Raw genomic sequence first — 24,785 nt, 5'->3', positions numbered from 1 at the left:
GCACCCCAAATGAGGTGCGGACACGACGATCATATGACTGCGGTCCCCCTTTAATTCATCCCGGCTGGGGATGGAAATACTCGAAAATCCTGCGCGCACTCTCGGCACTGACCCCCGGAACCTTGCCGAGATCGGCGATCGAGGCCCGTTCGATCTCCTTCAGGGTTCCGAAATGATGCAGCAAGGCACGTTTGCGTGACGGGCCGATGCCCGGAATCTCCTGCAAACCGGCCTCGCGGATGTCCTTCTTGCGCAGCTTGCGGTGGGAGCCGATGACGAAGCGGTGGGCCTCGTCGCGCAGCCGCTGGATGAAATAGAGCACGGGATCGCGCGGCTCCAGCTTGATCGCCTCGCGCTCGGGCATGAACAGGGTCTCGCGTCCGGCATCCCGGTCCGGCCCCTTGGCGACCGACATCAGCGACACCTGGGTCAGGCCGAGATTGGCGAAGATCTCGCGAACGGCGTTGAGCTGGCCGCGGCCGCCGTCGATGATGACGAGATCAGGCCATTGCGGGAAGTCGTCGTCCTTGGCTTTGGTCGCACCCTCCTCGGGCGGGTTGATCAGGCGCTTGAAGCGCCGCTCCAGCACCTCGCGCATCATGGCGAAGTCGTCGCCCGGCGTGATCCCTTCCGACTTGATGTTGAACTTGCGGTACTGGTTCTTCACGAAACCGTCGGGGCCGGCGACGATCATGGCGCCGACCGCATTGGTGCCCTGGATGTGGCTGTTGTCGTAGACCTCGATGCGCTTGGGCGAATGGGGCAGGCTCAGCGTCGTGGCGATGGCATCGAGCAGGCGGCTTTGCGTGGCGGTGTCCGCGAGCTTGCGGCCGAGGGCTTCGCGCGCATTGGTCAACGCGTGGGCGACGAGTTCCTTTTTCTCGCCGCGCTTGGGCGCGGTGACCTCGACCTTGTGGCCGGCCTTGATCGACAGCGCATTGGCGAGCAGCTCGCTTTCCTCGATCTCGTGCGAGAGCAGGATGTTCCTCGGCGGCGGCTTGTCGTCGTAGAACTGGGCGAGGAAGGAGCCGAGCACCTCTTCCGGGGTGTACGTCTTCTCCGCGCGCGGAAAATAGGCCCGGTTGCCCCAGTTCTGGCCGGTGCGGAAGAAGAACACCTCGACGCAGGAGAAGCCGCCCTCCTGATGGATGGCGAACACGTCGGCCTCCTCCACCGTGCGCGGATTGATGCCCTGCTGCGACTGGATCGCCGACAGCGCGGCGAGGCGGTCGCGGTAGAGCGCGGCGCGCTCGAACTCGAGCTCACCGGACGCCTTCTCCATCTCGCCTGCAAGCTCCTGCTTCACCGCATGGCTCTTGCCGGACAGGAAGTCACTCGCCTCGCGCACCAGGGTGGTATAGCCGCCGAAGTCGATCTCTCGGGTGCAGGGGCCGGCGCAGCGGCGGATCTGGTAGAGCAGGCAGGGCCGGCTGCGGCTCTCGAAGAAGGAATCGGTGCAGGAGCGGATCAGGAAGGCGCGCTGCAGCGCCGTGATGGTGCGGTTGACTGCGCCGGCGGAGGCGAAGGGCCCGAAATAGCGCCCCGGCCGGCTCTGCGCGCCGCGATGTTTCAGGATCTGCGGCGCCCAATGGTCGCCGGTGATCAGGATGTAGGGAAACGATTTGTCGTCGCGCAGCTGCACGTTGAAGCGCGGCCGCAGCTGCTTGATGAGGTTGGCTTCCAGCAGCAGCGCCTCGGTCTCGGTGTTGGTCGAGACGATCTCCACGGTCACCGTGGCCGCGATCATGCGCAGGATGCGGGCCGGCTGCGGTGCATTCTGGCGCGCATAGTTGGAAAGGCGCTTTTTGACGTTCTTGGCCTTGCCGACATAGAGCACGTCGGCATTCGCATTGAGCATGCGATAGACGCCGGGCGAGGTCGGGGCGAGCCGGACCGCGCGTTCGATCGCCTCATGGCCAGTCGCCAGCGGTCCTTCGCCGACGGCGCCGCTCTCTTCCAGGATATCGGGCAGCCGCGCATCGTCCTCGTCATCGCCGCCGCTGGTGGCGGGATCGAGGTCCGGAGGCGTTTCGGCTGGGACGTCCGGCACGGCGCCACGCACGGGTTTGCGCGCGCGGTCTTCCGGATTGTCGGTGGAATCGTGAACCATGGAGCGAATTTAGGCGCTGGGGGTGCCGATTTGAAGTTCCGGCCGTGCGGCACGCACAGGATGGCGGCGCAGTTCCCGGTAACGCTTGCTTAAGCCTGTTAACAGCGCGGTAACCCAGCTTAACAGCCCTTTAACTTAAAACTCTCGATAAATCTTACGCGAAAAAGTGGTGGTTCCGTAACCATGCGTTTTGCCTCGCGCGGCGGCGCGGGGGCCGCACCGGTGACGGCAGTTGCGTTGGAGTTAAGTGATGAAGAGGCTCGTTGTGGGCGCAGCCGCGTTGGTTGCCGCCGGCTGGACAGCTTCGGCGGAGGCCGCCGACATGACTTACGGTCAGCGCGCACCCTATACCGTCAACCAGCCGCTCAACGCATATAGCTGGGCAGGCCCGTATCTCGGCGGCAACATCGGCTATGAATGGGGCTCGGTGGACAACAACCCCTCGAAGCCGTCGGGCTTCGTCGGCGGCGTGCAGGCCGGCTACAACTTCCAGAATGGCCCCTTTGTGTTCGGCGTCGAGGGCGACATCCAGGCCGCGGGTGCCGACGACACCTTCGCGCCGTGGAAATTCTCCAATCCGTGGTTCGGCACCCTGCGCGGCCGCGCCGGCTATGCCTTCAGCAACGTGCTGTTCTATGGCACCGCCGGCCTCGCCTTCGGCGAGCTGCGTGCGCAGACCTTCGGCTGGACGGAATCGCACACCACCGCCGGCTGGACCATCGGCGCCGGTGCGGAAGTCGGTCTGGCCCCGAACTGGAGCGCCAAGCTGGAATATCTCTACATCGATCTGTCAACGACACAGTTCGCAATTACAGGGGTGTCAAACGGCTATAGCGCCAGCGTTGTGCGCGCAGGCGTGAACTATCGCTTCTGATAGCTGAAGAAAAAAATACCGGACCACAACCTCCCGGCCGCTCGCGGCCGGGATTTTTTTGCCAAGTATTTTTGCGCCAAGTATTGCGCCGAATGTTGTGCGTCAGGCCCGCTAGGAGAGGATGACCAGATTGACCGCCTTCGGTCCCTTCCCCTTCTTGTCGGGTTCGACTTCGAAAGTAATACGCTGTCCTTCCGCAAGGTCCTTCAGTCCGGCCCGCTCCACAGCAGTAATATGTACGAAGACGTCGCGGCCGCCGTCGTCAGGCTTGATGAAACCGTAGCCGCGTTCGCCGTTGAAAAACTTGACCGTTCCCGTCATGGCCATCGGGAAACTCCCCCTCATTGCTCCTCCGCCGCGACGCAGACTCACGTCACGACATGACGGGGCACTACGGAGCCCGGGAGCTGGCCATCCTTGGGCGGACTTCAACGGTCCGGCCGGATCTTTCTTAGGCCTTCACTCCGCCGCAACCATTCGCGGAAGCGGAACGTAAAGCCAGTCACGGAAACAGCATAATACGGTTCTCTGCAGATTGACTACCGCTCCTGCATATTTTTCCCAAGAATGCCGGAGTGTTACGGGCTGGCTTTAAGGCTTGGGCACCTCCAATCGGAATCTGGCAGCACCACCTTGGCCGAGCGGCATTTCCAGCTCGGGCAGGATCGTCTTGAGCTCGCCCTGCAGCGTGTAGGGCGGATTGACGATCAGGAGCCCGGTGGAGGCGAGAGCTCCGCCATCGAGCTGAGGCGCGACGCTGAATTCGAGGCGCAGACAATTTCCCGGCGGTTTTGCTGCAGATGCGAGCCGCGCCACCGTTTGAACCAGTGTGTCGGTGGCGCGCCGAATCTTGGCCGGATACCAAATGACATAGATGCCGGTTGGCCATTTCGCGAAGGCGGTGGAGAAGGCTTCGCCCAGCCGCTCGAACTCGTCCTTGGCCTCGAAGGGCGGATCGATCAGCACGAGGCCGCGCCGCTCCTTCGGCGGCACGAAAGCCGGCAGCGCCATCCAGCCGTCGAGGTCGACCACGCGGGCCTGTTCGTCGCGGCGCAGCACGTCGATCAGCGCTTTTCGCGCCTTCGGCTCGAGCTCGCATGCGATGAGCCGATCTTGCGGCCGGAGCAGGCCGCGCGCAATCAAGGGCGAGCCTGGATAGGCCTTGAGCTCACCCTTGGGATTGAAGGCGCGGACGATATCGAGATAGGGTTGTACCAGCGCGAGGGTCTCGTTCGAGAGGCGCGCCTGCATCAGCCGCGCGATGCCGGTCAGCCATTCGCCGCCCCGGCGCGCCTCGTCGCTGTCGAGATCGTAGAGGCCGGCGCCGGCATGGGTGTCGATGACGCGGAACGCCCCCGGCTTGTCCTGCAGATAGGTGATGATGCGCGCCAGCACGATGTGCTTGATGACATCGGCGAAGTTGCCGGCGTGGAAGGCGTGGCGGTAATTCATGGCGAAGAGTTACGACATCACGCGCCGAAAGTAACTGCTGTCATTTCGGGCGGTGCATGGCACCGAGCGCGGAATCCATTTCGCCACGGCGCATGCTGCTGGATGGATTCTCAGATGCGCAAATGCGCATCATCGTTCGCGCTCCGCGCGCGCCCCCGGAATGACGGCGAACAAATCCTATCCGCCCCTGATCGGCGGCATCGTCACCTGATCGCGGCGGCAGGTGCGGCGTTCGATCTCGTCGCAAGCGCGGAATTGCAGGTCCTTGCTGAGGCAGATACGGACCTCGGACAGCCGCGTCCGGTTGCAGGTGACCGAGACGGCGGCATTGCTCAGCCCCGGATTGGCCTTGATGAAGGCTTCCTCGACTTCCGCCGGTGCCACGGTCTTGGCCTGCGACAAATCGAGATATTCGGCCGGGATCTTGATCGCAGCGCGCGCCTTGCGGATCGTCTCGAAATAGCTGCGGCCCTCGAGGCCCGAGCAGGTGCCGTGCTTGTCCCATTCGTTGAAGATCAGGCCCGGCGCCGGCATCAGATCAAGCATCGAGGAGACGATGCTGCGGTTCAGCCGCGGTGCGGGCCGCTGGCAATATTCCGGGAAGCCGTTCTCATATTGTGGCCACAGCCCATGCACCACGAAAGCGTAGGGCCGACCGCTGCACTGGATCTGCGAGCGGCCGCCACGCTCGGCGGCCTCCTCGCAGAACGAGGGCGACCACGACAGCGACAGCACATAGAAGTCGAATTCGCCGGGCGCGTTCTGCCGCTTGTCCTGGGCGTTCGCGCCACCGGCCAACAAGGCCAGTCCGGCGGCAAGGGTCAGGGAGATCACGAGACGGGAGAACGGATGCAATCTGGAATGAAACATGGCGACGCCCCTCAACTAGACTGTGCAAGGAAGCCTAGCAGGCGATAGGAACATTTCAAGAACAAAATTCGGGGCGGCCGCCGTTCGGCGCCTCGAGCGACCAATCAGGGCTTCCCAATCAGGGCTTGGCGGCGCGGCAGGCCGGATTGTAGGCCCAGTTGCGGTCGAGCCCGACCACGCACCACTCGACGCCGTTGCCATAGCCTGCGAAGCCGCCATCCTCGATGATCGAGAAGTGCACCTTGCGCACCTTGCCGTCATTGAGCATGGCCTCGCCGGTGCAATAGCGGCGGGGAATATTGTCGGACTGCCAGGGCCGGAATGCGGTCTCGCGAACGGCGGCGAAGCTGGTGATCCTCAACGAGGAATTCCAGAACGTGCTTTCCTTTTCCCAGAACTGGGTGGCGATGGTCGGCAGCGCCCGGTCGCAATCGGCGACGGCGCCGTCATAGCGCGGGCCGCTCAGCCAGAAGTTCAGCTCCAGCGGATTGGCGGCCCTGGCCTCACCGAGCGACATCGCTCCGAACATGAGGCCGAGCACGGCGGCATAGCGGAGCAATTTCAGGAAGGAAACGCGCATGGTCAATCCGGACAGCTAAGGTCTTGCGAAGGTTGGACGGTGCCGCGAAGGCCGGGGGAGGTCAAGTGCAGCGCGGCAACACTTCGCCAGGAGTTGACCACAACTTCGTGGTTGGCAGGCTTGGGTTCTTTCCACTTCCCTCCCGGCACCGTAAACTGCCCGCCAGCCAATTGGAGTGACGGGAATGCGAATCATTGCGGCCGCGGGTCTTCTCGCCAGCCTGGTTGTCTCGGGTATGATGGCGAGCCAGTCGGCGCGCGCTGACTATGTGCCGCCGTTCAAGGGCAATGACACCGGCGGCATCATCGCCTATTCAATGGCCACCCAGGTCGATGCGCGCCAGGCGGCGGTAGATCACTGCGCGCGCTACGGCAAGGTCGTGAAATTCCTGGCGGTGCAGGCCTATGAGGGCGGTTACATCTCGTTCTCCTGCCGCTGGGTGCCTTATGGCGCCGCCGACCAGCCGATCCGCACGCTCTATTGAGGCGTTGTCGTAACGCCGCACTCTCTCAGCCGGGAGCCTTTTCACATGACGCGCAAACTCGCTTTGCTCGGCTCGGCCCTTTGCCTCGTGGTTTCGGCAGGCGGTGCCTTTGCCGACGACCTGCCGGTGCGCAAGGCCGGTCTTTGGGAGATGAAGCTGGTCACATCAGGCTCGCCCGTGCCCGAGATGACCATGCAGCACTGCACCGACGAGACCGTCGACAAGGAGATGAGCAACAACGTCTCCCCGATGGCCAAGCAGATCTGCGCCAAGCAGGAGATCAAGAAGACCGCGACCGGCTATGTCAGCGATTCCGAATGCAGCGTCGCCGGCGTCAGCACGACCTCGCATGCCGAGATCACCGGCGATTTCAACTCGGCCTATACGGTGAAGACCTCCTCGCACGCACAAGGCGGTGTCGCCGGCGCTGCGGGGCGCGATACCACCATGACGCTGCAAGCCAAATGGCTCGGGTCCTGCAAGCCGGACCAGAAGCCCGGCGACATCGTGATGCCCGGCGGCTTCAAGATGAACGTGCGCGACATGGACAAGCTGAAGGCGCTGCTGCCGAAGTAGGGCTACGGCGGCTACACCGGTATCCTGACGCTCGCCCTTAGTCCCCCCATCGGGCTGTCGCCAAGCGTAATGTCGCCGCCATGCGAGCGGGCGATGTCGCGGGCGATGGCAAGGCCGAGGCCGGTGCCGCCTTCATCCTGGTTGCGGGCGTTGTCCAGCCGCAGGAACGGCTTGAACACCTCTTCGCGCAAATGCGCGGGTATGCCAGGTCCGTCGTCGTCGATCGTCACGGTCAAATAACGGTGATCGCGCTGGCCGGTGATGGCGATGGCCTTGCCGTAGCGCGCCGCGTTGGTGACGAGATTGGCGAGGCAGCGCTTGAACGAGGCCGGCTTCACCGTCACCACGGGCAGGCCATGGAAGGCGACGGTCGCGGTATGGCCGTGGCGCTCGGCATCGCTGCGCAGCTCCTCGAGCGCCTGCGCCATGTCGGTCGGCTGCGACTGCTCACCGGAATCGCCGCGGGCGAAGGCGAGGTAATCTTCCAGCATCATCGACATTTCGTCGACGTCCTTGCGCATGCCCTCGAGCTCGGGGCTGTCGCCGATCAGCGCCAGCTCCAGCTTGAAGCGGGTCAGGATGGTGCGCAGATCGTGACTGACGCCGGCGAGCATCGCGGTGCGCTGCTCCATGGTGCGCTCGATGCGCGATTTCATCTCGAGGAAGGCGACCGCTGCGCGCCGCACCTCGCGCGCGCCCCTTGGGCGGAAGTTCGGCGCCTCGCGGCCCTTGCCGAAGCTTTCGGCAGCGTCAGCGAGGCGCAGGATCGGCTTGATCTGGTTGCGCAGGAACAGCACGGCGACGATCAGCAGGATCGACGACGTGCCGACCATCCAGAACAGGAAGATCTCCGAGTTGGAGGCATAGGCGGCGCTGCGCTGCGCGAACACGCGCATCACGGCGTCGTCGAGCTGGATGCGGATCTCGACGAGATTGGAGCGGCCGACCGTGTCGATCCAGAACGAGCGCCCGATCTGGCGGCCGAGCTGCACGGACAGCGTCTGGTCGAGCAGCGAGAAGAACGGCTTTGGTCCCGGCGGCGGCATGTCGCCGGCGGGCAGGAAGTCGACCACGAGGCCGAGGCGCTGCTGCGCGATGCGGCGGATCTGGTCGCGATCCTTATCTTGCGGATAACCCTTGTAGACGTCGATCAGCGCGGCGATGTCCTGCACCACGGCGGCCGACAGTCGGCGCGTCACCGTGTTCCAGTGCCGCTCCATGAACACGAAGGCGACGACCGATTGCAGCACCACCATCGGCACGATCATGATGAGGAGCGCGCGGGCGTAGAGGCCGGTCGGCATCCAGCCCTTGAACGCGTTGCCCATCCAGCCATTGGCGGCGGAAACGCGGCCGGCGGCGCTTCGGAGCAGCGTCAGGCCGGTATCGATCGTGCTCATCGCTCGCGCTTCACTGATTTATGGCGAGGCTACCAGCCGGTAGCCGATGCCGCGCACCGCCTGGAGGAACAGCGGATTGGCGGGGTCGGTCTCGATCTTGCGCCTGAGGCGGTTGATCTGCACGTCGACGGCGCGCTCGTTGACGCTGCCGTTGCCGGTCAGCGCGCTGCGCGGCACGGTCTCGCCCGGCGTCTCCGAGAGAATGCGCAGCATCTCGCGCTCGCGGTCGGTGAGGTGGATGACCTCCTCGCCCTGGCGCAGCTCGCCGCGATCGAGATGATAGACGTAGGGACCGAACGCGATCTTCTCCACCGCCGTGGCTTGCGGCGGCGGAGCGGCGCGCTTGAGGATGTTGTTGATGCGCAGCGCCAGCTCGCGCGGCTCGAACGGTTTCGCCACGTAATCGTCGGCGCCGATCTGCAGGCCCTCGATGCGCGCTTCCGCCTCGTGTCGTGCCGTCAGCATCACGATCGGCACCGAGGAGGATGTCCGGATGAAGCGGGCCAGATCGAAGCCGGTCTCGCCGGGCATCATGACGTCGAGGATCAAGAGGTCGAAATGCAGGCCCTGCAGTTTCGAGCGTGCATCGCCGGCACTCGCGGCGGTGGTGACGCGGTAGCCCTCGGCGGCGAGGAAGCGCGAGAGCAGATCGCGGATGCGGCGGTCGTCGTCGACGAGCAGCAGATGCGGCGCGTCATCGGCCGGGCGTGCCGGCGGGCGGGCGAGAGTGGCAGCGAGCGTCACGGTCACTCCTTGGCGTCGTGGTTGACGGAAGCGAAGATCGTCTCGAGCACCTTGTCCGGATCGTCGCGATCGATCATCGCGCGCAGGAAGCGCTTGACCGTCTCGGCATCCTGCGGACCCATTTCGGCGAGCGCCTTGGTGATCCGCGTGGTCTGCAGACCGGCGAGCTTCTGCACCAGCGCCTCGCCCTTCGGCGTCGCGTAGAGCAGGCGCTGGCGGCGGTCATTGTCGCCGGTCTTCTGCACGATGTAGCCCTCGTCCAGCAGCTGCTTGAGCACGCGGCCGAGCGACTGCTTGGTGATGCGCAGGACGTCGAGCAGATCGGCGACCTTGAGACCGGGATAGCGGTAGACGAAGTGCATGACCCGGTGATGGGCCCGGCCGAAGCCAAAAGCCTCCAGCTCCTGGTCGGGGTCGCCGACGAAGTCGCGATAGGCGAAGAACAGTAGCTCGATGATATCCCAGCGCAAATTGCCTCCGTCGTCTGCGGCCGGCTTGGGCTCGGCGGCGTCGTGAGAGGAAGTCGCGAAATTTATGTCAGGCATATTGACGTATCTTGGGTTCAATGTTACAAAACGATCGACCAGCACGAAATTTTAGATCGTTTCGCGCGGGTGGCATCGAAGCAGGGCGGCTGGAGAGAGCCGGACAGGCGACGACGGCCGGATCAGATCTACCGTGCGATTGTCGAGCGGCGTTTCGGCAAAACATACTGGACTTCCGCCTTCCGCAAAAGCATGTCCTCGGCGATATGCTGGCCACGGAAACCGGCCGTAACAAGGCTGGCGGTGGTCCGGCCTAAAACCAATCAAGCCAGCCGGACCCGAAAGGGGCAGGCCGGCGCCAGAACGGCGTCGCCACCGGCAGCGGGAGGCAAGGACATGAGCATGAAATTCGACATCCAGCCCGCATCCAATCCGACGTCCGAGAAGGACCGCGTGGCCAAGCTGGTGGATCCCGGCTTCGGACGGGTCTTCACCGATCACATGGCGATCGTGCGCTACAATCAGGCCAAGGGCGGCTGGTACGAGGCGAAGATCGAGGCACGCGCCAACTTCCAGCTCGATCCGGCCGGCGCGGTGCTGCACTACGCCCAGGAAATTTTCGAGGGTCTGAAGGCCTACAAGCGTGACGACGGCGGCGTGAACCTGTTCCGTCCCGACGCCAATGCGCGGCGCTTCAAGGACTCGGCCGACCGCATGGCGATGGCGCAGCTGCCCGAGGACGTCTTCATCGAGGCGGTCGAGCAGGTCGTGCGCATCGACCGCGCCTGGATGCCGGGCGGCGAGGGCAGCCTTTACCTGCGGCCCTTCATGATCGCGAGCGAGACCTTCCTCGGCGTCAAGCCGTCGTCCGAATATATCTTCGCCGTCATCGCTTCGCCGGTCGGCTCCTATTTCAAGGGCGGTCCCGCGCCGGTGTCGATCTGGGTCTCGGAGAATTACACGCGCGCTGCCGTCGGCGGCACCGGGGCGGTCAAATGCGGCGGCAATTATGCCGCGAGCCTGCGCGCCCAGGCCGAAGCGATCCAGCATGGCTGCGATCAGGTCGTCTTCCTCGACGCGATCGAGCGCCGCTATATCGAGGAGCTCGGCGGCATGAACGTGTTCTTCGTGTTCGACGACGGCTCGCTCTCGACGCCGCCGCTCGGCACCATCCTGCCCGGCATCACCCGCGATTCCATCATCGCGCTGGCCAAGGATGCCGGCAAAACCGTGCGCGAGGAGCCGTATTCGCTCGACCAGTGGCGCAAGGATGCGGTCAGCGGCAAGCTGAAGGAAGCGTTTGCCTGCGGTACCGCGGCCGTGATCTCGCCGATCGGCAAGGTGCGCTCGGTGAGCGGCGATTTCGAGATCTCGGGCGGCGCCGCCGGCCCCGTCGCCATGGGCCTGCGCAAGCAGCTCGTCGACATCCAGTACGGCCGCACCAACGATCCGCACAACTGGATCCGCAAGGTGTTTTGAGATGCGGCGATGCGCGTTTCTCCTTTCGTGAGGAGAGGGGAAACGCGCATCGTTTGTGGTTTTTCGTGCACTGAACGTGCCGTTGCCGACATGCGACAAAGTCTGGACACATCTGGACATCAGGACATCGCGACCATGGCAACGAAACTCTCCCAACCCATGAAATGGGTCGTTCTCGCCGCAATCACCGGCGTCTCCGTTTTCGGCATCCTGACCATCGGCCCGATGCATGAGGTGGTCGCGCAAGACCGCTCGCCGATCGTCGATGTGCGAACCAGCGATCCCGAGATGAATGCCGCGATCGCGCGCGCCCGCGGCACGCTGCCGACTTTCTGGGCCTCCTATCAATCGCCAAAGCCGTCGGAGGCCGGGCACGCCCTGAAGGTGCGCTTCTCGACCCGCAAGGGCGGTGAGCACATCTGGATCGGCGAGGTGAAGAAGCGGCCAGACGGGACCTATTCCGGTCTGTTCGCCAACGAACCGCGTGACCTGCCCGGCAAGCGGGCCGGCGACGAGGTCAAGTTCACCGAGGCCGACATTTCGGACTGGATGTTCATGCGCAACGGCAAGATCGTCGGCGGCGAAACCATCAAGCCGACGCTGAAGTCGCTGCCGAAGGCGGACGCGGATGCTCTGAGGGCACGGATGGAGCAGCCGTAAAGGTTGGCCGTCATTCCGGAACGGTCCGAACGACCAGACCTCAGGTGCGCAATTGCGCACCGGGGAATCTCGAGATTCCGGGTTCGATGCTTGCGCATCGCCCCGGAATGACGGCGTTCCCTAAGCACCGGTTGCCGCCTCGCGCCCCGGCTGGTAAACGCCGCGCATGGCCGAGAAACCCAAAAAACCCCAGAAACTGAAGGCGCGCCTGCCGCGCGGGCTCGAGGATCGCGATCCGTCAGCGATCCGGGCGACGCGCGAGATGGTCGAGAAGATCCGCGCCGTCTACGAGCTCTACGGGTTCGAGCCCGTGGAGACGCCGGCGATGGAATACACCGACGCGCTCGGCAAGTTCCTGCCCGACCAGGATCGTCCGAACGAGGGCGTGTTCTCGTTCCAGGACGACGACGAGCAGTGGATCAGCCTGCGCTACGATTTGACGGCGCCGCTCGCCCGCTATGTCGGCGAGCGCTACGGCAGCGACGCTCTGGTTTTGCCCTACCGCAGCTACCGGGTCGGCTATGTCTTCCGCAACGAAAAGCCCGGCCCGGGCCGCTTTCGGCAGTTCATGCAGTTCGACGCCGACACGGTCGGCTCGGCGACGCCGGCGGCGGATGCCGAGATCTGCATGATGGCTGCGGACACGATGGAGGCGCTCGGCATCGCGCGCGGCTCCTATGTCGTGAAGGTCAACAACCGCAAAGTGCTCGATGGCGTGCTGGAAGCCATCGGGCTCGGTGGCGACGAGAACGCAGGCCGTAGGCTGACCGTGCTGCGCGCCATCGACAAGCTCGACAAGTTTTCCGCCGACGAAGTGCGCAAGCTGCTCGGTCCCGGACGATGGGACGGCGGCGAAGAAGGCAAGGGCGACTTCACCAAGGGCGCCAATCTGAGCGACGCCGAAGCTGACGTCGTTCTCGCCATCACCAAACCGCGCGACGATTGGAAAGACGCCATTGCCGCGGCGGAGACCTACCTCGCCAAGAGCGCAGTCGGTCAGGCCGGCGTGAGCGAGCTGGAGGAGATTGCCAAGCTGGTGATTGCGTCGGGCTACGGTGCCGACCGCATCAAGATCGATCCCTCCGTGGTGCGCGGCCTCGAATATTACACCGGCCCCGTCTACGAGGTCGAACTGCTGCTCGAGACCAAGGACGAGAAGGGCCGCCCGGTGCGCTTCGGCTCGGTCGGCGGGGGCGGGCGTTACGATGGCCTCGTCTCACGTTTCCGCGGCGAGCCGGTGCCGGCCACCGGCTTCTCGATCGGCGTGTCGCGGCTCCAGGCCGCGCTGACGCTGCTCGGCAAGCTCGACACGCGGCCTGAATTCGGGCCCGTCGTCGTCACCGTGTTCGACCGCGACCGCGTCGCCGACTATCAGAAGATGGTGGCAAGCTTGCGCACCGCCGGCATCCGCGCCGAGCTCTATCTCGGCAATCCCAAGAACATGGGCAATCAGCTCAAATATGCCGACCGCCGCAATTCACCGTGCGTGATCATCCAGGGCTCGGATGAAAAGGCGCGCGGCGAGCTGCAGATCAAGGATCTGATCGAAGGCGCCAAGGCGGCGGCTGCGATCGCCTCCAACCAGGAATGGCGCGAGAGCCGGCCGGCGCAGTTCTCGTGCAGCGAAGCCGATCTCGTCGCCAAGGTGCGCGAGGTCCTGGCCCGCCATGACGTAAAGTGGGGATAGCCATTCCGCCAAGCCGTCATGCCCGGGCTTGTCCCGGGCATCCACGTCTTGTTTGATGGATGAGCACGTGGATGGCCTGGACAAGCCCGGCCATGACGACAGCAACAGGGAGAAGACGATGCCTGAGATCACTGTCAGCATGGCCGAAGGCCGCACCGACGAGCAAAAGGCCGGCATGATGCGCGACATCACCCAGGCGTTGGTGAAGAATCTCGGCGTCGATGCCGATGCCGTCGTCATCCAGATCAACGAAGCCCCGCTCCGCCACAAGATGAAGGGCGGCAAGACGTTCGTGGAGCGCGCGGCGGCGGCGAAGAAGTAGCCAGCGCTGTAGCGTCAATCACCGCTGTCGTCCCGGACAAACGTCAGCGCAGATCCGGGAGCCATAACCACAGGGAGTGGTTATGCGGTGAAGCGGTAACTCCGAGTCCCCGAAACCACGACGTCCTGTGGTTATGGGTCCGGGATCGGCGCGCGCTTAAGGCGCGCTTGTCCAGGACGACACCGTGTGTGAGGCCCCCATGGACGCACGCGATTTCATCAAGGTCGGCATGAGCGCCGAGCGCACGCTGGTGGTCCCGGCCGAGCGCACGGTCGGGCACTTCGTGCCGGGCATGCCGTTTGTCTACGCGACGCCGATGATGATCCTGGAAATGGAGATGACGGCGGGCGATGCGATCCGCGCTGCGCTTCAGCCCGGCTGGGTCACTGTCGGCACCGAGGTCGACATCCGCCATCTCGCAGCCGCCCTCGTCGGCGCGACGGTGCGGACCACCGCGAAGGTCGTCGCCGTCGAACGCCGAGTCATCCGCTTCGAGGTCGAGGCCTTCGAGGGCACGCGCAAGCTCGGCGAAGGCCGCCACGCGCGCGGGCTCGTCAATGTCGAGATGTTCAACAGGCGGCTCGCCGCGGCCACGACGCCGTAGGGTGGTAAAGCGAAGCGTGCCCACGGCTTCCGGAGAGACAATTGAAAGATCGTGGGCACGGCGCCCTGCGCCTTTGCCCACCCTACGGCACCTGCTTACTTCGCCAATTCCTTCGACCGCTTCGTCGCCGCCGCGATCGCGCGGATCATCAGGTCGCGCAGACCCGGCTCGCCCGTCAGCACGCCGAGCGCGGCGGCCGTGGTGCCGCCGGGCGAGGTGACGTTCTGGCGCAGCGTGCTCGACGGCAGCTCCGACTGGTGCAGCAATTCGCCGGAGCCGGCGACGGTCTCGCGTGCGAGCCTAATTGCCAGCGCCTCAGGCAGTCCGGCTTCGACGCCGGCGCGGGCCAGCTCTTCAGCGAGCAGAAACACATAGGCCGGGCCGGAGCCGGAGACGGCCGTGACCGCGTCCATCAGGCTCTCGTCATCGACCCATTCGACCGAGCCGGTGGCACGCAGCAGCGCATCGGCCACCGCGCGCTGCGCGGCGCTGACGTTGTTCGCGGCGACCGCAACCGTGATGCCGCGGCCGATCGCGGCCGGCGTGTTCGGCATCGCGCGCACCACGGCGCCGCCGCAGACCTCCTGGAGCGATGTGATCGTGGTTCCCGCCATGATCGAGACCACCGACGTCTTGTCCGAGACGAACGCTTTTAGCTTCGCGCCGGCCTCGCGGAACATCTGCGGCTTCACCGCGACGACCAGCGTCTCGACTGTGCCCGCGGCCTTCACGTCGGGATTGAGCGCGACGCCCCTGGCGGCAAGTGCCGTGATCTCCGGCGAGATATGCGGATCGATCACCGCGACGCGGCGCGGATCGAGTCCGCCCGCCAGCCATCCGGTCAGCATCGTGCCGCCCATCTTGCCGGCGCCGGCGAGGAGGATGGTGCCGGTGATGTTTTGAAGAGTGCTGTTGTTAGCCACTGTGATCACCCAAGGAAAGGTGTCGTCCCTGCGAACGCGGGGACCCCCGCGCGAGCGCTTGCGCTCGTCGCGCCACCTCAGGCGGTTCTAGTGGATGAAGGTGTTGGCAACAAGCCGCGTGCCACAAGAGGCATCACGCGGTATGGCTCCCGGAGCGGCGCTTCGCTTGTCCGGGACGACAGGAGGAGGGAGTGTTGGCTTCCTTAAGGTCCTACGCCTCTCCCACCGTATCGAACATCGCCGCGTCCATCGCTTCGGTCGTGGTCTTGCCAGCCCACACCACGAACTGGAACGCCGGGAAATAGCGCTCGCAGGCATGGATGGCGCCGGCGAGCATGGCCTCGCATTGCGCGGTCGATGCGGTCAGGCCGCCGGGCAGCACCAGGGCCTGGCGGTGCATGACCATGCCGGTGTTGGTCCACAAATCGAAATGACCGACCCACAGCTGCTCGTTGACCGCGGCGACGAGCCGCTGCACCTCGCTGCGGCGCGCAACCGGAATCTTCATGTCGAACGCACAGGCCAGATGCAGCGCTTCGATCTCGCCCATCCAGGTAAAGGAGAGCTGGTAATCGGTCCATTGTCCCTTGGAGACAATCGTGAGTTCGTCCTCGCCGGAGCGTTCGAACGGCCAGTTGTTGCTGGCAGCGATATCCTCGACCACCGCGAGCGGATGGCTTTTGGAATCGATAGTGCCTTCGAGCAGGGACATGCCGTCTCGACCTCTTGCCTTCTTGTTGTCTTTGATACGCACGCGGTTGGGCCCGGCGCGCGCTCCCTAAACGTCGCTACGGCGTCCCCTCGGAGTCTTGCGATCCCTCGGATCAGCGCGGGCCTGTCGCGGATCAAGTGATGTGATTTGCGGAATCTGCGCAACGGGGTCCCGAGTCCGTCCACAAGCCAGGACTCGTTCGTCCACAGCTCATCTCCGCCACAATTCTTAACGGAGGGAAGTCCTCGATCCGGATGGATGAGAACAAACCGGAATCGGATTCGCGGGGGGAGGGCGCCATTCGTTAATTCCGTCCCGCGAGGGCCGCTCCCGCGGGAATGACATGGGACCATGCGATCCGCCCATACGGAACACGCTTGCTGCGGCCGCCGGCTGGCGGCATATTTCCAGCCAGGCCGTTCATCCCGGACGGCCGATGTTCTCAGGGCGGGGTGAAAGTCCCCACCGGCGGTAAGGGCCGAAAGGCCTAAGCCCGCGAGCGCCTTCCCTTAGGTCTTTCTTGCCGAGGGGAAGGGTCAGCAGATTCGGTGCAACTCCGAAGCCGACGGTTAAAGTCCGGATGAAAGAGAACGGTCGGAGGCAGACGCATCGCAAGATGCGGCTGTTTGTCGTTCCGTGTGCCCTGATTCTGGTCCTTAAGAAGGAAAGCCATGAATCAGATGCTGCAAGACCCCAAAACCGAAACTTCCGAAGCCACCCAACCGCCGGTTCCACAAGACCCGGCGCCCGACCACCCGCGCTTTGCCAAGCCGCAGCGGGTGGCCTTCGTGCAGGCCTGCTGGCACCGCGACGTGGTCGAGGAGGCCCGCATCGCCTTCATCAAGGAGGCCGAGGCGCGCCATCTCACCCATGTCGACGTGTTCGAGGTGCCGGGCTCGTTCGAGATCCCGCTGCACGCGCAGGTCCTCGCCAAGACGCGGCGCTACACCGCCATCGTCGCGGCCGGCCTCGTCGTCGATGGCGGCATCTATCGCCACGAGTTCGTCGCCGATACCGTGATCAAGGCCTTGATGGACGTGCAGCTGCGTACCGAAGTGCCCGTGTTCTCGGCGGTGCTGACGCCGCAGCAATTCCACGAGACCGAGGTGCACTACGACTTCTTCCGCAAGCATTTTGCGATCAAGGGCGTCGAGGTCGCGGCCGCCTGTGCGGAGACGTTGCTCGGCCTGGAGCGCCTGCGCGGCCAGGTCGCGGCGGGGATCGTGGGGTAGGCAGACTGCCGTAGGGTGGGCAAAGCGAAAGCGTGCCCACCACCTTCATCACAAAAGAAAAGGTGGGCACGGCGCTTTGCGCCTTTGCCCACCCTGCGCGAGACTTTCGGATCGGAAAAACTAGTCGAACAGGCTCGACACGGATTCTTCCGCGGCGGTGCGTGCGATCGCGTCGGAGATCAGGCTGGCGATCGGCAGCGTACGGATGTTCGGCGCCTTGGTCACCGCGTCGGTCGGCAGGATCGAGTCGGTGATCACGAGCTCCTTCAGCCTCGAGCCCGCGATGCGGGCGGCCGCGCCGCCGGAGAGCACGCCGTGGGTGATGTAGGCGTAGACGTCCTTGGCGCCCTTGGCGATCAGCGCGTCGGCCGCGTTCACCAGCGTGCCGCCGGAGTCCACGATGTCGTCGATCAGGATGCAGGTGTAGCCGGCGACGTCGCCGATCACGTTCATGACCTCGGATTCGCCCGCCCTCTCGCGGCGCTTGTCGACGATCGCGAGCGGGGTATTGATGCGCTTGGCAAGGCCGCGCGCGCGGGCCACGCCGCCGACGTCGGGCGAGATCACCATCGTCTTGGAGAGGTCGAACCTCTCCTTGATGTCGCGCACCATCAGTGGCGCGGCATAGAGATTGTCGGTCGGGATGTCGAAGAAGCCCTGGATCTGGCCGGCGTGCAGATCGAGCGTCATGACGCGGTCGACGCCGGCTTGCGTGATCAAATTGGCGACCAGCTTGGCCGAGATCGGCGTGCGCGAGCCGGACTTGCGGTCCTGCCGGGCGTAACCGAAATAGGGCAGCACCGCCGTGATGCGGCGCGCCGAGGAGCGGCGCAGCGCGTCGGTGATGATCAGCAACTCCATCAGATGGTCGTTCGCCGGGAACGAGGTCGACTGGATGATGAAGGCATCCGAGCCGCGGACGTTCTCCTGGATCTCGACGAAGATCTCCATGTCGGCGAAGCGCCGCACCACCGCCTTGGTCAGCGGCAGGTCCAGGCCCTGCGCAATCGCCTGCGCGAGGGCCGGATTGGAGTTGCCGGCGACAAGCTTGATGGAGCCGTTTTTGGCCGACATAGACGCTTCCTCCCGCGCTTTGCTGGATACGACGTTCAACATCTCAGATCCCACTGGAAGCACGGTTACAACGGGCGAGGAAATATCAGGCCGGGGGCTGCAATGGCAACCCGGGATGCTACGTTTTCCCTTCGAAAATCCTGAGTCAGGCCAACGGCTTGGCCGCAACTCGAGGCCGTGGTTTAGCGGGGGTTATCGTTCGGCATAGCCGAGTGCCGTGGCCGGCATCTCTGCCACCGGGGCCTGCGGGATCACGCTCGCCACCGCCGGGCCCCGCAGGCCAGGAGCCGTGCCCGGGGTATCCGGCGTTCCGTTGATCATGTTGGAAAGTCCGCTGAATCCGGCCTGGGCGATCTTCCGCAGCACGAGGTCGTCGGCTGCTGCCCACGGATCGCGGCCGCCTTTGGCCGAGGTCGGTTCCTCGCCGGAGAGGCGCAGCGCCCGCTGCTGGTTGGCGTCGTAGACGTCCCAGACCCAGGCGATCACCGTCTTGCCGCGCACCACCTGGGCGGAGAGATAGCTGCGCACGCGGTAGGCGGCGGTCCCCTCGCGGGAGATGACGGACAGGCTGCGCAGCTTGGATTCGCTGTCGAGCACGCCGACCATGCGGTCGAACACCTGCGGCGGCGGCCCGTCGATCGATTCGAAGGCGACCGTTGCCCCGGAGCCGGCGGTCGGCGCCATTGCATAGGAGTTGGCGGCCCCACCGCCGCCGGCGCAGCCGCCAAGCGCAGTCGCTGCCGCGAGCAGCATGACCGCCAGCACGCGCGCACCCGCACGGCCCAAGATGAATGACGCGTCCCTCATTATGGAGGGCAGCGATATCGTTAAAATCGATTAAGGTCTAGGGCGGAGGCGACATAGACCACTGTCATCGCATCAGGGCAGCGCCCCGGAATGACACGGCGTTGCCGCTGTGTTCACGCTTCGAGCGCGATTGCGTGAACGTGGCGGCCGTAATCCGGCTCCTTGCGATGCACCGAGCGGCGATAGCTGAAGAAGCGCTCGTCGGCGTAGGTGTCGACGCCGAGATCGTCGATCATCAGGATGCCGGCGGCGTCCAGTCGCTTGCGAATGAAACCGGCGAGATCGAACATCGCGTGTCCCTCGCGCACCGAGGGTATGAAGAAGATCGCGTTGTCCGCATCGGCCTCGATGAAGCGCGCGACGAACTCGTTGCCGACCTCGTAGCTGTCCTGGCGGATCAAGGGGCCGATCGCGGCGATGATGCCACTGCGCGTCGCGCCGAGTTTCTCCATCGCTAGAATCGTCGCTTCCAGCACGCCCGTCAGCGCGCCCTTCCACCCCGCATGCGCGCCGCCGATCACGCGCGCGTTGGGATCTACGAACAGCACCGGCCCGCAATCGGCAGTGGAGACGCCGAGCGCGATGCCGGGCGTGTTCGTCACCAGCGCATCGCCCTTCGGCCGCGGCCCGTTCGGCCACGGTGCTTCTGCGACGAGCACGTCGGGTGAATGGATCTGGTGCAGGCTGAGGAAGCGTGCCGGCGCGACGCCGACATGCTCGGCCATGCGGCGGCGGTTTTCCGCGACAAGGGCCTGATCGTCGTTGGAGCCGAGGCCGCCGTTCAGCGCCGAGTAGATGCCACTGGAGACGCCGCCTTCGCGGGTGAAGAACGAGTGGCGCAGGCCGGGCACGGCTGACAGCAGCGACGAAGCGAGCGTCATGAGGCTTCTCCGGCCTGTTCGAGATCGCTGAGGCCGGCAATGCCTGTCAGCCGCGGCTCGGAGATGCCGAGCACCTTGAACATCGAGCCCATGCCGCTGCGCCCGGTGTCCGTCAGCCGCTTGAGGGCGATCGAAATGTCGGTGGCGACCTCCGGCGTTGCCTTCTGCATCAAGGCGGCGGCCCTTGTGTCGATGCCGATCCGCTTGAGGAAGTCCCCTTGCGTCACCGGCCCGTGCACGCGCGCGCCGACGTCCTCGGCCGCGCGCGCCAGCGCCTGGAAGTCGACATGAGCGGTGACGTCGGCCTGGCCCGGCGCCTTCAAGGGATCGGCGAAGGTGTGGCGCGCAATCGCCTGGAAGGTGTCGCCGGCGTCGCTGCGCAAATGGCCATAATCGATGATCAGCGCTGCGCCGTCCTGGTCGCGCACGCGCGTGGCGAGCTTCATGATCTCGCCGTCGGGGCGCCATTCGAACACGGCGCCGACGGGTGCGGCGCGCACGAGCGGCGGCAGGAGCACGTCGAAGCGCGGCGTCGGCTCGGACGCCGCGCCGAATTGAAGCTTGCCGTTGGGATCGATCTCGATCACGCGCTCGTGCCAGCCGTTCTCGTGGCGGACCATCTGGTGGACCGGCAGCACGTCGAAATATTCGTTGGCGAGGATGATGCTCGGTCCCTCAGGCACGTCGTCGATGCTGTCGTGCCAGGCAATGTTGCGCACGCCCGACAGCGTCGCATTCTGCCGCTCGCGCAAGACGGGATTGACCTCGACCATGTGGACATGAAGCGCCTGGTAGAGCGGCGGCAGCACGCGAAGGGCGCGTAGCGCGTCCGCCATCATGGTGCCGCGGCCGGGGCCGAGCTCAATCAACCGCAGGAATTGCGGCGAGCCCATTTGCTTCCACACCGAGGCGGTCCATAGTCCCAAGAGCTCGCCGAACATCTGGCTGACTTCGGGTGAGGTTGTGAAGTCGCCTTCACGCCCGAGCGGATCGCGCGAGACGTAATAGCCATGGCGCGGATGCATCAGGCACAGTTCCATGTACCGCCAGACCGGCATGGGACCTGAGGATTTGATCAGCGCCTTGATCTCGTTGAGTAGCGGCTGTTCGGTCACGGCTATCTTCTCGAAATGAATTAACGAACGGCCCCTGCGGGCTTCGGCGCACCGCGCCTGACTGCCAATACAATAAGTATGCCGCCGACGATAAGCATCGGGATCGACAGCAGCATGCCCATGGTTAATCCGCCCCAGAGGAAACCGAGCTGCGCGTCCGGTTCGCGGAAGTGCTCGCCGGCAATCCGGGTCAGACCGTAGATTAGGATGAAGGCGCCGAGGATCATGCCCGGCCGTTTCAGCGCGCCGAGCCGGATCATCACCGCGAGCACCGTGAACAGCAGGATGCCTTCCATGCCGGCCTCGTAGAGCTGGCTCGGATGACGCGGCAGTTGCGTCGGATCGTTGGGGAATATCATCGCCCAGGGCAGGCTCGGATCGGTGGCGCGGCCCCACAATTCGCCGTTGATGAAGTTGGCGATGCGCCCGAGCAGCAGTCCGACCGGCGCGACCGCGGTGGTGATGTCGCCGAGCGACAGGATCGAGATGCCGTTGCGAAAGGCGAACAACATCACCGCGACGACGCAGCCGAGGAAGCCGCCATGGAAGGACATGCCGCCCTCCCATAACCGGAAGATCGCGGCGGGATGATCGATGAAGAAAGGCAGATTGTAGAACAGCACGTAGCCGGTGCGGCCACCGAGAATGATGCCGAGCGTGACCCACAGGATGAAGTCGTCGATCTGCAGCAGCGACATCGGCGCGGGGCCGCCCCACAGGCGCTCCTTCTTCAGCAGCGAGCGCGCATAGAGCCAGCCGAACACGATGCCGCAGATATAGGCCAGCGCATACCAGCGGATCGCGAACGGCCCGATCTCCAGCGCGATCGGCTTGAAGGCGGGGAAGTCGATGAGAAGAAGCTGCATCTCGCCTTCTATTTCTGGACGAGATTGCGGCGATAGAGCGCCAAGAGGCGCTCCCAATGCCGCTCGGCGGCGTCGCGGTCATAGACCGGGCGCTTGGGGAAGGCGAAGCCGTGATGCGTGCCGGGATAGATCTCGACCTCGGCTTTCGCAGCTTTCATGCCTTCTTTGACCTTCTCGATAATCTCCGGCGGCGCGTAGACGTCGGTCTCGGCGCAGGCGAAGTAGAGCTCGGCCTTGGTCTTAGCCGCGGCCAGATGCGGGCTGTCGTCCTGATCCGTTGCCAGCTGCACGCCATAGATCGAGGCGGCCGCCTTGACGCTGTCGGGGAAATGCGTGGCGGCGTTGATGGCGTAGCGGCCGCTCATGCAATAGCCGACGGTGCCGACCAGCTTGGTGTTCGCGGCCGCCTGGCCCTCGGCATAGGCGAGCAGCGCTCTGGTGTCGTCCATGATCATGGGGATGGTGAGCGAGCCCATCAGCTGGAACATGCGCTTGCGCTCCGGCGCGTTCGGGTCGGCCGGCAGCGCGCCGAGCTCCATCACGCCGGAGCGGTAATAGAGGTTCGGCAGCATCACGTAATAGCCTGAGGTCGCGAGCCGGCGCGCCATGTCGCGCAGCTCTTCGCGGATCGCGGGCGCATCCATGTAGAACAGGATGACCGGAAACGGCCCGCCGCGCTCGGGATGGCTGATGAAGGTTGCGGTGTGGCCGTCCCTGGTGGGGATCGCGATCTGCTGGTCGATCATCTCATGCGCCTTGTGATTCTTCTTATGCAGGGACGTTGAATACGATTGCAAGGAAACCGGGGCATGACAAGGATACCTCCGATCGGGCCTTGAACCGGCCCAATCGGATTGCCATTGTGTTTTGGAGCGTTCGCGCAAAGTTTATCGGAGCTGCCAGGAGGCCGAAATGACCCAGACCAACAACCGGTTTTTCGACGAGATCGGCCGCCTGATGAACGATGCCGCCGGTGCCGCCCAGGGCGTCAAGCGCGAGTTCGACACCGTGATGCGCACCCAGGCCGAAAAATTCCTGCGCGACATGGATCTGGTCAAGCGCGAGGAGTTCGAGGCGGTCAAGGACATGGCCCGCCTCGCCCGCGAGGAGAACGAGGCGCTGAAGGCGCGCATCACGGCGCTGGAGGCCAAGCTCGGCGGGTAGGCGCCCTTCTTACCCTCCCCTGGAGGGTGGATCTCGCGTAGCGCGAGCGGGGCGGGGTGACGGTCTCTCCGCGTCGAAAGTGCCCGTGGGGAGAGATCACCCCACCCCGTCTCACATTTCGCTGCGCTCAATGTGAGCCGACCCTCCCCCTCCAGGTGAGGGTGCCGCCCATTCTCCTTGTCATTTCCGCATCTTCCGGGTAAAAGCCCGCCAGTTCGTGGCCCCCGCACCCCTGGAGGCTTGCTGCGAACGATGCCATGGGCCGCGCTGCGGCCCATTAACTTTTGCAAAAACAAGGACTTAACGACATGGCGACGACCGTCAAGGAATTGAAGGCGACCGCACGTCCGAAGAGCGGCAAGGGGGCCGCCCGGGCTGAGCGTCGCGCCGGGCGCGTGCCCGGAGTGATCTATGGCAACAACCAGCCCCCCGTCACGATCTCGATCGAAGATCGCGAACTGCGCCAGCGCATCCTCGCCGGCCGGTTCCTGACCACGCTGGTCGACATCGATCTTGAGGGCAAGAAGCACCGCGTGATTCCGCGCGACTACCATCTCGATCCGGTCAAGGACTTCCCGATCCATGTCGACTTCATGCGGCTCGGCGAAGGCGCCACCATCCGCATCAGCGTGCCGCTGCATGTCGTGAAGGCGGAAACGTCCCCGGGCGTGAAGCGCGGCGGCACCGTCAACATCGTCGCCCACGCGATCGAGCTCGAATGCGGCGTCGAGAGCATTCCGCAGTACATCGAGGCCGATGTCGGCTCGCTCGAAATCGGTCACTCCTTGCATCTGTCGGACGTCAAGCTGCCGAACGGCGTGAAGGCGCTGACCCGCGAGGACGCGACCCTCGTCACCATCGTGCCGCCGTCCGGCTACGCCGAAGAGCAGAAGGCCGCCGCTGCGGCTGCAGCTCCTGGCGCTGCTGCGGCTGCTCCGGCGGCTGGCGCTGCGGCTCCGGCCGCTGCTGCTCCTGCCGCGGCTGCCAAGGCTCCCGCCGGCGGCGACAAGAAGAAGTAATCTCTCAAAGCTGGCGCGCGGTCTCTGATCGCGCGCCGAGCGAGGGGCGCGCCGCGTCATGCGACTCTTTGTTGGGCTCGGCAATCCCGGCGCAAAATACGCACGTAACCGGCACAATATCGGCTTCATGGCCGTCGACGAGATCGCGCGGCGTCATGGTTTCGCACCATGGCGCCGTCGTTTTCAGGGCGAGACCTCGGAAGGCACGCTCGGTACCGAGCGCGTGATCCTGCTCAAGCCGACGACTTACATGAACGATTCCGGCCGCGCCGTGCAGGAAGCCGCAAGCTTCTTCAAGATCGCTCCCGGCGACGTCACCGCGTTCCACGATGAGCTCGAGCTGCCGCCGGGCAAGGTGCGGGTGAAGATCGGCGGCGGCATCGCCGGCCACAACGGCCTGCGCTCGATCTCGGCGCATATCGGCAACGACTATCGCCGGGTGCGGCTCGGCATCGGTCATCCCGGCGTCAAGGAACTGGTGCACGGCCACGTGCTGTCGGACTTCGCCAAGGCCGACAACGACTGGGTGACGACGCTGTGCGAGGCGGTGGCCGAGCACGCAGGCCTGGTCGCCAAGGGCACGGATGCGACCTTCGCCAACAGGGTGCATCTCGCCATGCAGGCGAAGGGATTTTTGACCAAGGACGAGAACGGCAAGGAATAAC

General features: G+C 64.9%; 28 protein-coding genes and 1 riboswitch. Of the genes, 12 read left to right on the top strand and 16 right to left on the bottom strand.

Translation table 11 applies throughout. The features are described from left to right. Positions 1-55: 55 nt before the first annotated feature. On the bottom strand, positions 56-2,110 hold the full coding sequence (gene uvrC, locus GGD61_RS06050; protein ID WP_092255109.1) for an excinuclease ABC subunit UvrC: 2,055 nt from the start codon (positions 2,108-2,110) through the stop codon (positions 56-58). Between the two features lie 250 nt (positions 2,111-2,360). Here uvrC and GGD61_RS06045 point away from each other — a divergent pair, with 250 nt between their 5' ends. Further along, positions 2,361-2,984: an outer membrane protein gene (locus GGD61_RS06045; RefSeq protein WP_020508683.1), complete on the top strand. Its 624-nt coding sequence runs from the start codon at positions 2,361-2,363 to the stop codon at positions 2,982-2,984. Between the two features lie 111 nt (positions 2,985-3,095). Here GGD61_RS06045 and GGD61_RS06040 read toward each other — a convergent pair whose 3' ends face one another. The 4 genes from GGD61_RS06040 to GGD61_RS06025 form a co-directional block, all read right to left on the bottom strand. After that, positions 3,096-3,311 carry a cold-shock protein gene (locus GGD61_RS06040; RefSeq protein WP_008544396.1) on the bottom strand — a complete coding sequence of 72 codons (216 nt, stop codon included), beginning with the start codon at positions 3,309-3,311 and terminating at the stop codon, positions 3,096-3,098. Positions 3,312-3,575: 264 nt separating this feature from the next. Further along, positions 3,576-4,436: a 23S rRNA (adenine(2030)-N(6))-methyltransferase RlmJ gene (locus GGD61_RS06035; protein ID WP_092255106.1), complete on the bottom strand. Its 861-nt coding sequence runs from the start codon at positions 4,434-4,436 to the stop codon at positions 3,576-3,578. A gap of 177 nt (positions 4,437-4,613) precedes the next feature. After that, positions 4,614-5,306, bottom strand: coding sequence for a ribonuclease T2 family protein (locus tag GGD61_RS06030; protein ID WP_092255103.1), 693 nt, complete (start codon positions 5,304-5,306; stop codon positions 4,614-4,616). A 118-nt stretch (positions 5,307-5,424) separates the two neighbouring features. Continuing rightward, positions 5,425-5,886, bottom strand: coding sequence for a hypothetical protein (locus GGD61_RS06025; RefSeq protein WP_092255100.1), 462 nt, complete (start codon positions 5,884-5,886; stop codon positions 5,425-5,427). A gap of 184 nt (positions 5,887-6,070) precedes the next feature. Here GGD61_RS06025 and GGD61_RS06020 point away from each other — a divergent pair, with 184 nt between their 5' ends. Further along, complete coding sequence (locus GGD61_RS06020; RefSeq protein WP_038947472.1) at positions 6,071-6,370, top strand: hypothetical protein; 300 nt, start codon at positions 6,071-6,073, stop codon at positions 6,368-6,370. 45 nt (positions 6,371-6,415) lie between these two features. Further along, the gene (locus GGD61_RS06015; protein WP_092255097.1) at positions 6,416-6,946 is read left to right on the top strand and encodes a DUF3617 family protein; all 531 of its coding nucleotides are present in this window, start codon (positions 6,416-6,418) and stop codon (positions 6,944-6,946) included. An 11-nt stretch (positions 6,947-6,957) separates the two neighbouring features. On the opposite strand, the gene GGD61_RS06010 is transcribed toward GGD61_RS06015, so the two are convergent. The 3 genes from GGD61_RS06010 to GGD61_RS06000 are packed head-to-tail and all read right to left on the bottom strand — an operon-like array spanning position 6,958 to position 9,635. Continuing rightward, positions 6,958-8,346: an ATP-binding protein gene (locus GGD61_RS06010; RefSeq protein ID WP_018318346.1), complete on the bottom strand. Its 1,389-nt coding sequence runs from the start codon at positions 8,344-8,346 to the stop codon at positions 6,958-6,960. A gap of 18 nt (positions 8,347-8,364) precedes the next feature. Then, a complete protein-coding gene (locus tag GGD61_RS06005) occupies positions 8,365-9,096 on the bottom strand; it encodes a response regulator (protein WP_018318345.1) in 732 nt (243 codons plus the stop codon). After that, complete coding sequence (locus GGD61_RS06000; RefSeq protein WP_028140157.1) at positions 9,093-9,635, bottom strand: MarR family winged helix-turn-helix transcriptional regulator; 543 nt, start codon at positions 9,633-9,635, stop codon at positions 9,093-9,095. The genes GGD61_RS06005 and GGD61_RS06000 overlap by 4 nt, the downstream gene beginning before the upstream one ends. Positions 9,636-9,971: 336 nt before the next feature. Between GGD61_RS06000 and GGD61_RS05995 the strand changes: the two genes are divergently transcribed. From GGD61_RS05995 to GGD61_RS05975, 5 genes are all read left to right on the top strand, one after another. Further along, positions 9,972-11,054, top strand: coding sequence for a branched-chain amino acid aminotransferase (locus GGD61_RS05995; RefSeq protein ID WP_092255091.1), 1,083 nt, complete (start codon positions 9,972-9,974; stop codon positions 11,052-11,054). Between the two features lie 135 nt (positions 11,055-11,189). After that, positions 11,190-11,714, top strand: a complete 525-nt coding sequence (locus GGD61_RS05990) for a YegJ family protein (protein WP_092255088.1) — start codon at positions 11,190-11,192, stop codon at positions 11,712-11,714. Positions 11,715-11,880: 166 nt separating this feature from the next. Continuing rightward, the gene (gene hisS / locus GGD61_RS05985) at positions 11,881-13,401 is read left to right on the top strand and encodes a histidine--tRNA ligase (RefSeq protein ID WP_092255085.1); all 1,521 of its coding nucleotides are present in this window, start codon (positions 11,881-11,883) and stop codon (positions 13,399-13,401) included. 55 nt (positions 13,402-13,456) lie between these two features. Next, positions 13,457-13,723, top strand: coding sequence for a tautomerase family protein (locus GGD61_RS05980; RefSeq protein ID WP_283806120.1), 267 nt, complete (start codon positions 13,457-13,459; stop codon positions 13,721-13,723). Positions 13,724-13,922: 199 nt separating this feature from the next. Beyond that, on the top strand, positions 13,923-14,327 hold the full coding sequence (locus tag GGD61_RS05975) for a thioesterase family protein (RefSeq protein WP_092255082.1): 405 nt from the start codon (positions 13,923-13,925) through the stop codon (positions 14,325-14,327). Positions 14,328-14,422: 95 nt separating this feature from the next. Here the strand turns inward: GGD61_RS05975 and proC are convergent, their stop codons facing one another. After that, on the bottom strand, positions 14,423-15,250 hold the full coding sequence (gene proC / locus GGD61_RS05970; protein WP_244550643.1) for a pyrroline-5-carboxylate reductase: 828 nt from the start codon (positions 15,248-15,250) through the stop codon (positions 14,423-14,425). Between the two features lie 211 nt (positions 15,251-15,461). Next, positions 15,462-15,962 carry a YbjN domain-containing protein gene (locus tag GGD61_RS05965; protein ID WP_026202003.1) on the bottom strand — a complete coding sequence of 167 codons (501 nt, stop codon included), beginning with the start codon at positions 15,960-15,962 and terminating at the stop codon, positions 15,462-15,464. 434 nt (positions 15,963-16,396) lie between these two features. Next, positions 16,397-16,558, top strand: a riboswitch (FMN riboswitch). Positions 16,559-16,633: 75 nt separating this feature from the next. Here GGD61_RS05965 and GGD61_RS05960 point away from each other — a divergent pair. Beyond that, on the top strand, positions 16,634-17,194 hold the full coding sequence (locus GGD61_RS05960) for a 6,7-dimethyl-8-ribityllumazine synthase (RefSeq protein WP_018318336.1): 561 nt from the start codon (positions 16,634-16,636) through the stop codon (positions 17,192-17,194). A gap of 120 nt (positions 17,195-17,314) precedes the next feature. On the opposite strand, the gene GGD61_RS05955 is transcribed toward GGD61_RS05960, so the two are convergent. From GGD61_RS05955 to GGD61_RS05930, 6 genes are all read right to left on the bottom strand, one after another. Next, on the bottom strand, positions 17,315-18,268 hold the full coding sequence (locus GGD61_RS05955; RefSeq protein ID WP_026202002.1) for a ribose-phosphate pyrophosphokinase: 954 nt from the start codon (positions 18,266-18,268) through the stop codon (positions 17,315-17,317). Between the two features lie 192 nt (positions 18,269-18,460). After that, positions 18,461-19,075, bottom strand: a complete 615-nt coding sequence (locus GGD61_RS05950) for a hypothetical protein (protein ID WP_092255076.1) — start codon at positions 19,073-19,075, stop codon at positions 18,461-18,463. A gap of 113 nt (positions 19,076-19,188) precedes the next feature. Next, positions 19,189-19,956, bottom strand: coding sequence for a peptidoglycan editing factor PgeF (gene pgeF, locus GGD61_RS05945; RefSeq protein ID WP_092255073.1), 768 nt, complete (start codon positions 19,954-19,956; stop codon positions 19,189-19,191). Further along, positions 19,953-21,071: a class I SAM-dependent methyltransferase gene (locus GGD61_RS05940; protein ID WP_018318332.1), complete on the bottom strand. Its 1,119-nt coding sequence runs from the start codon at positions 21,069-21,071 to the stop codon at positions 19,953-19,955. The genes pgeF and GGD61_RS05940 overlap by 4 nt, the downstream gene beginning before the upstream one ends. 20 nt (positions 21,072-21,091) lie before the next feature. Beyond that, positions 21,092-21,937 (bottom strand): prolipoprotein diacylglyceryl transferase, encoded by an 846-nt coding sequence (gene lgt / locus GGD61_RS05935; protein WP_092255070.1) that lies wholly within the window; start codon positions 21,935-21,937, stop codon positions 21,092-21,094. A gap of 8 nt (positions 21,938-21,945) precedes the next feature. Further along, positions 21,946-22,683, bottom strand: a complete 738-nt coding sequence (locus tag GGD61_RS05930; RefSeq protein WP_092255905.1) for a dienelactone hydrolase family protein — start codon at positions 22,681-22,683, stop codon at positions 21,946-21,948. Positions 22,684-22,849: 166 nt separating this feature from the next. Here GGD61_RS05930 and GGD61_RS05925 point away from each other — a divergent pair, with 166 nt between their 5' ends. From GGD61_RS05925 to pth, 3 genes are all read left to right on the top strand, one after another. After that, positions 22,850-23,101, top strand: coding sequence for an accessory factor UbiK family protein (locus tag GGD61_RS05925; protein ID WP_011090176.1), 252 nt, complete (start codon positions 22,850-22,852; stop codon positions 23,099-23,101). Positions 23,102-23,409: 308 nt separating this feature from the next. Beyond that, positions 23,410-24,120, top strand: coding sequence for a 50S ribosomal protein L25/general stress protein Ctc (locus GGD61_RS05920; protein WP_018318328.1), 711 nt, complete (start codon positions 23,410-23,412; stop codon positions 24,118-24,120). A 58-nt stretch (positions 24,121-24,178) separates the two neighbouring features. Continuing rightward, positions 24,179-24,784: an aminoacyl-tRNA hydrolase gene (gene pth / locus GGD61_RS05915; protein ID WP_092255068.1), complete on the top strand. Its 606-nt coding sequence runs from the start codon at positions 24,179-24,181 to the stop codon at positions 24,782-24,784. Position 24,785: the final 1 nt, after the last annotated feature.

The sequence above is a fragment of the Bradyrhizobium sp. SBR1B genome (assembly GCF_014198205.1).
Lineage (GTDB): Bacteria > Pseudomonadota > Alphaproteobacteria > Rhizobiales > Xanthobacteraceae > Bradyrhizobium.
This window is presented reverse-complemented; position numbering and strand designations above follow the sequence as displayed.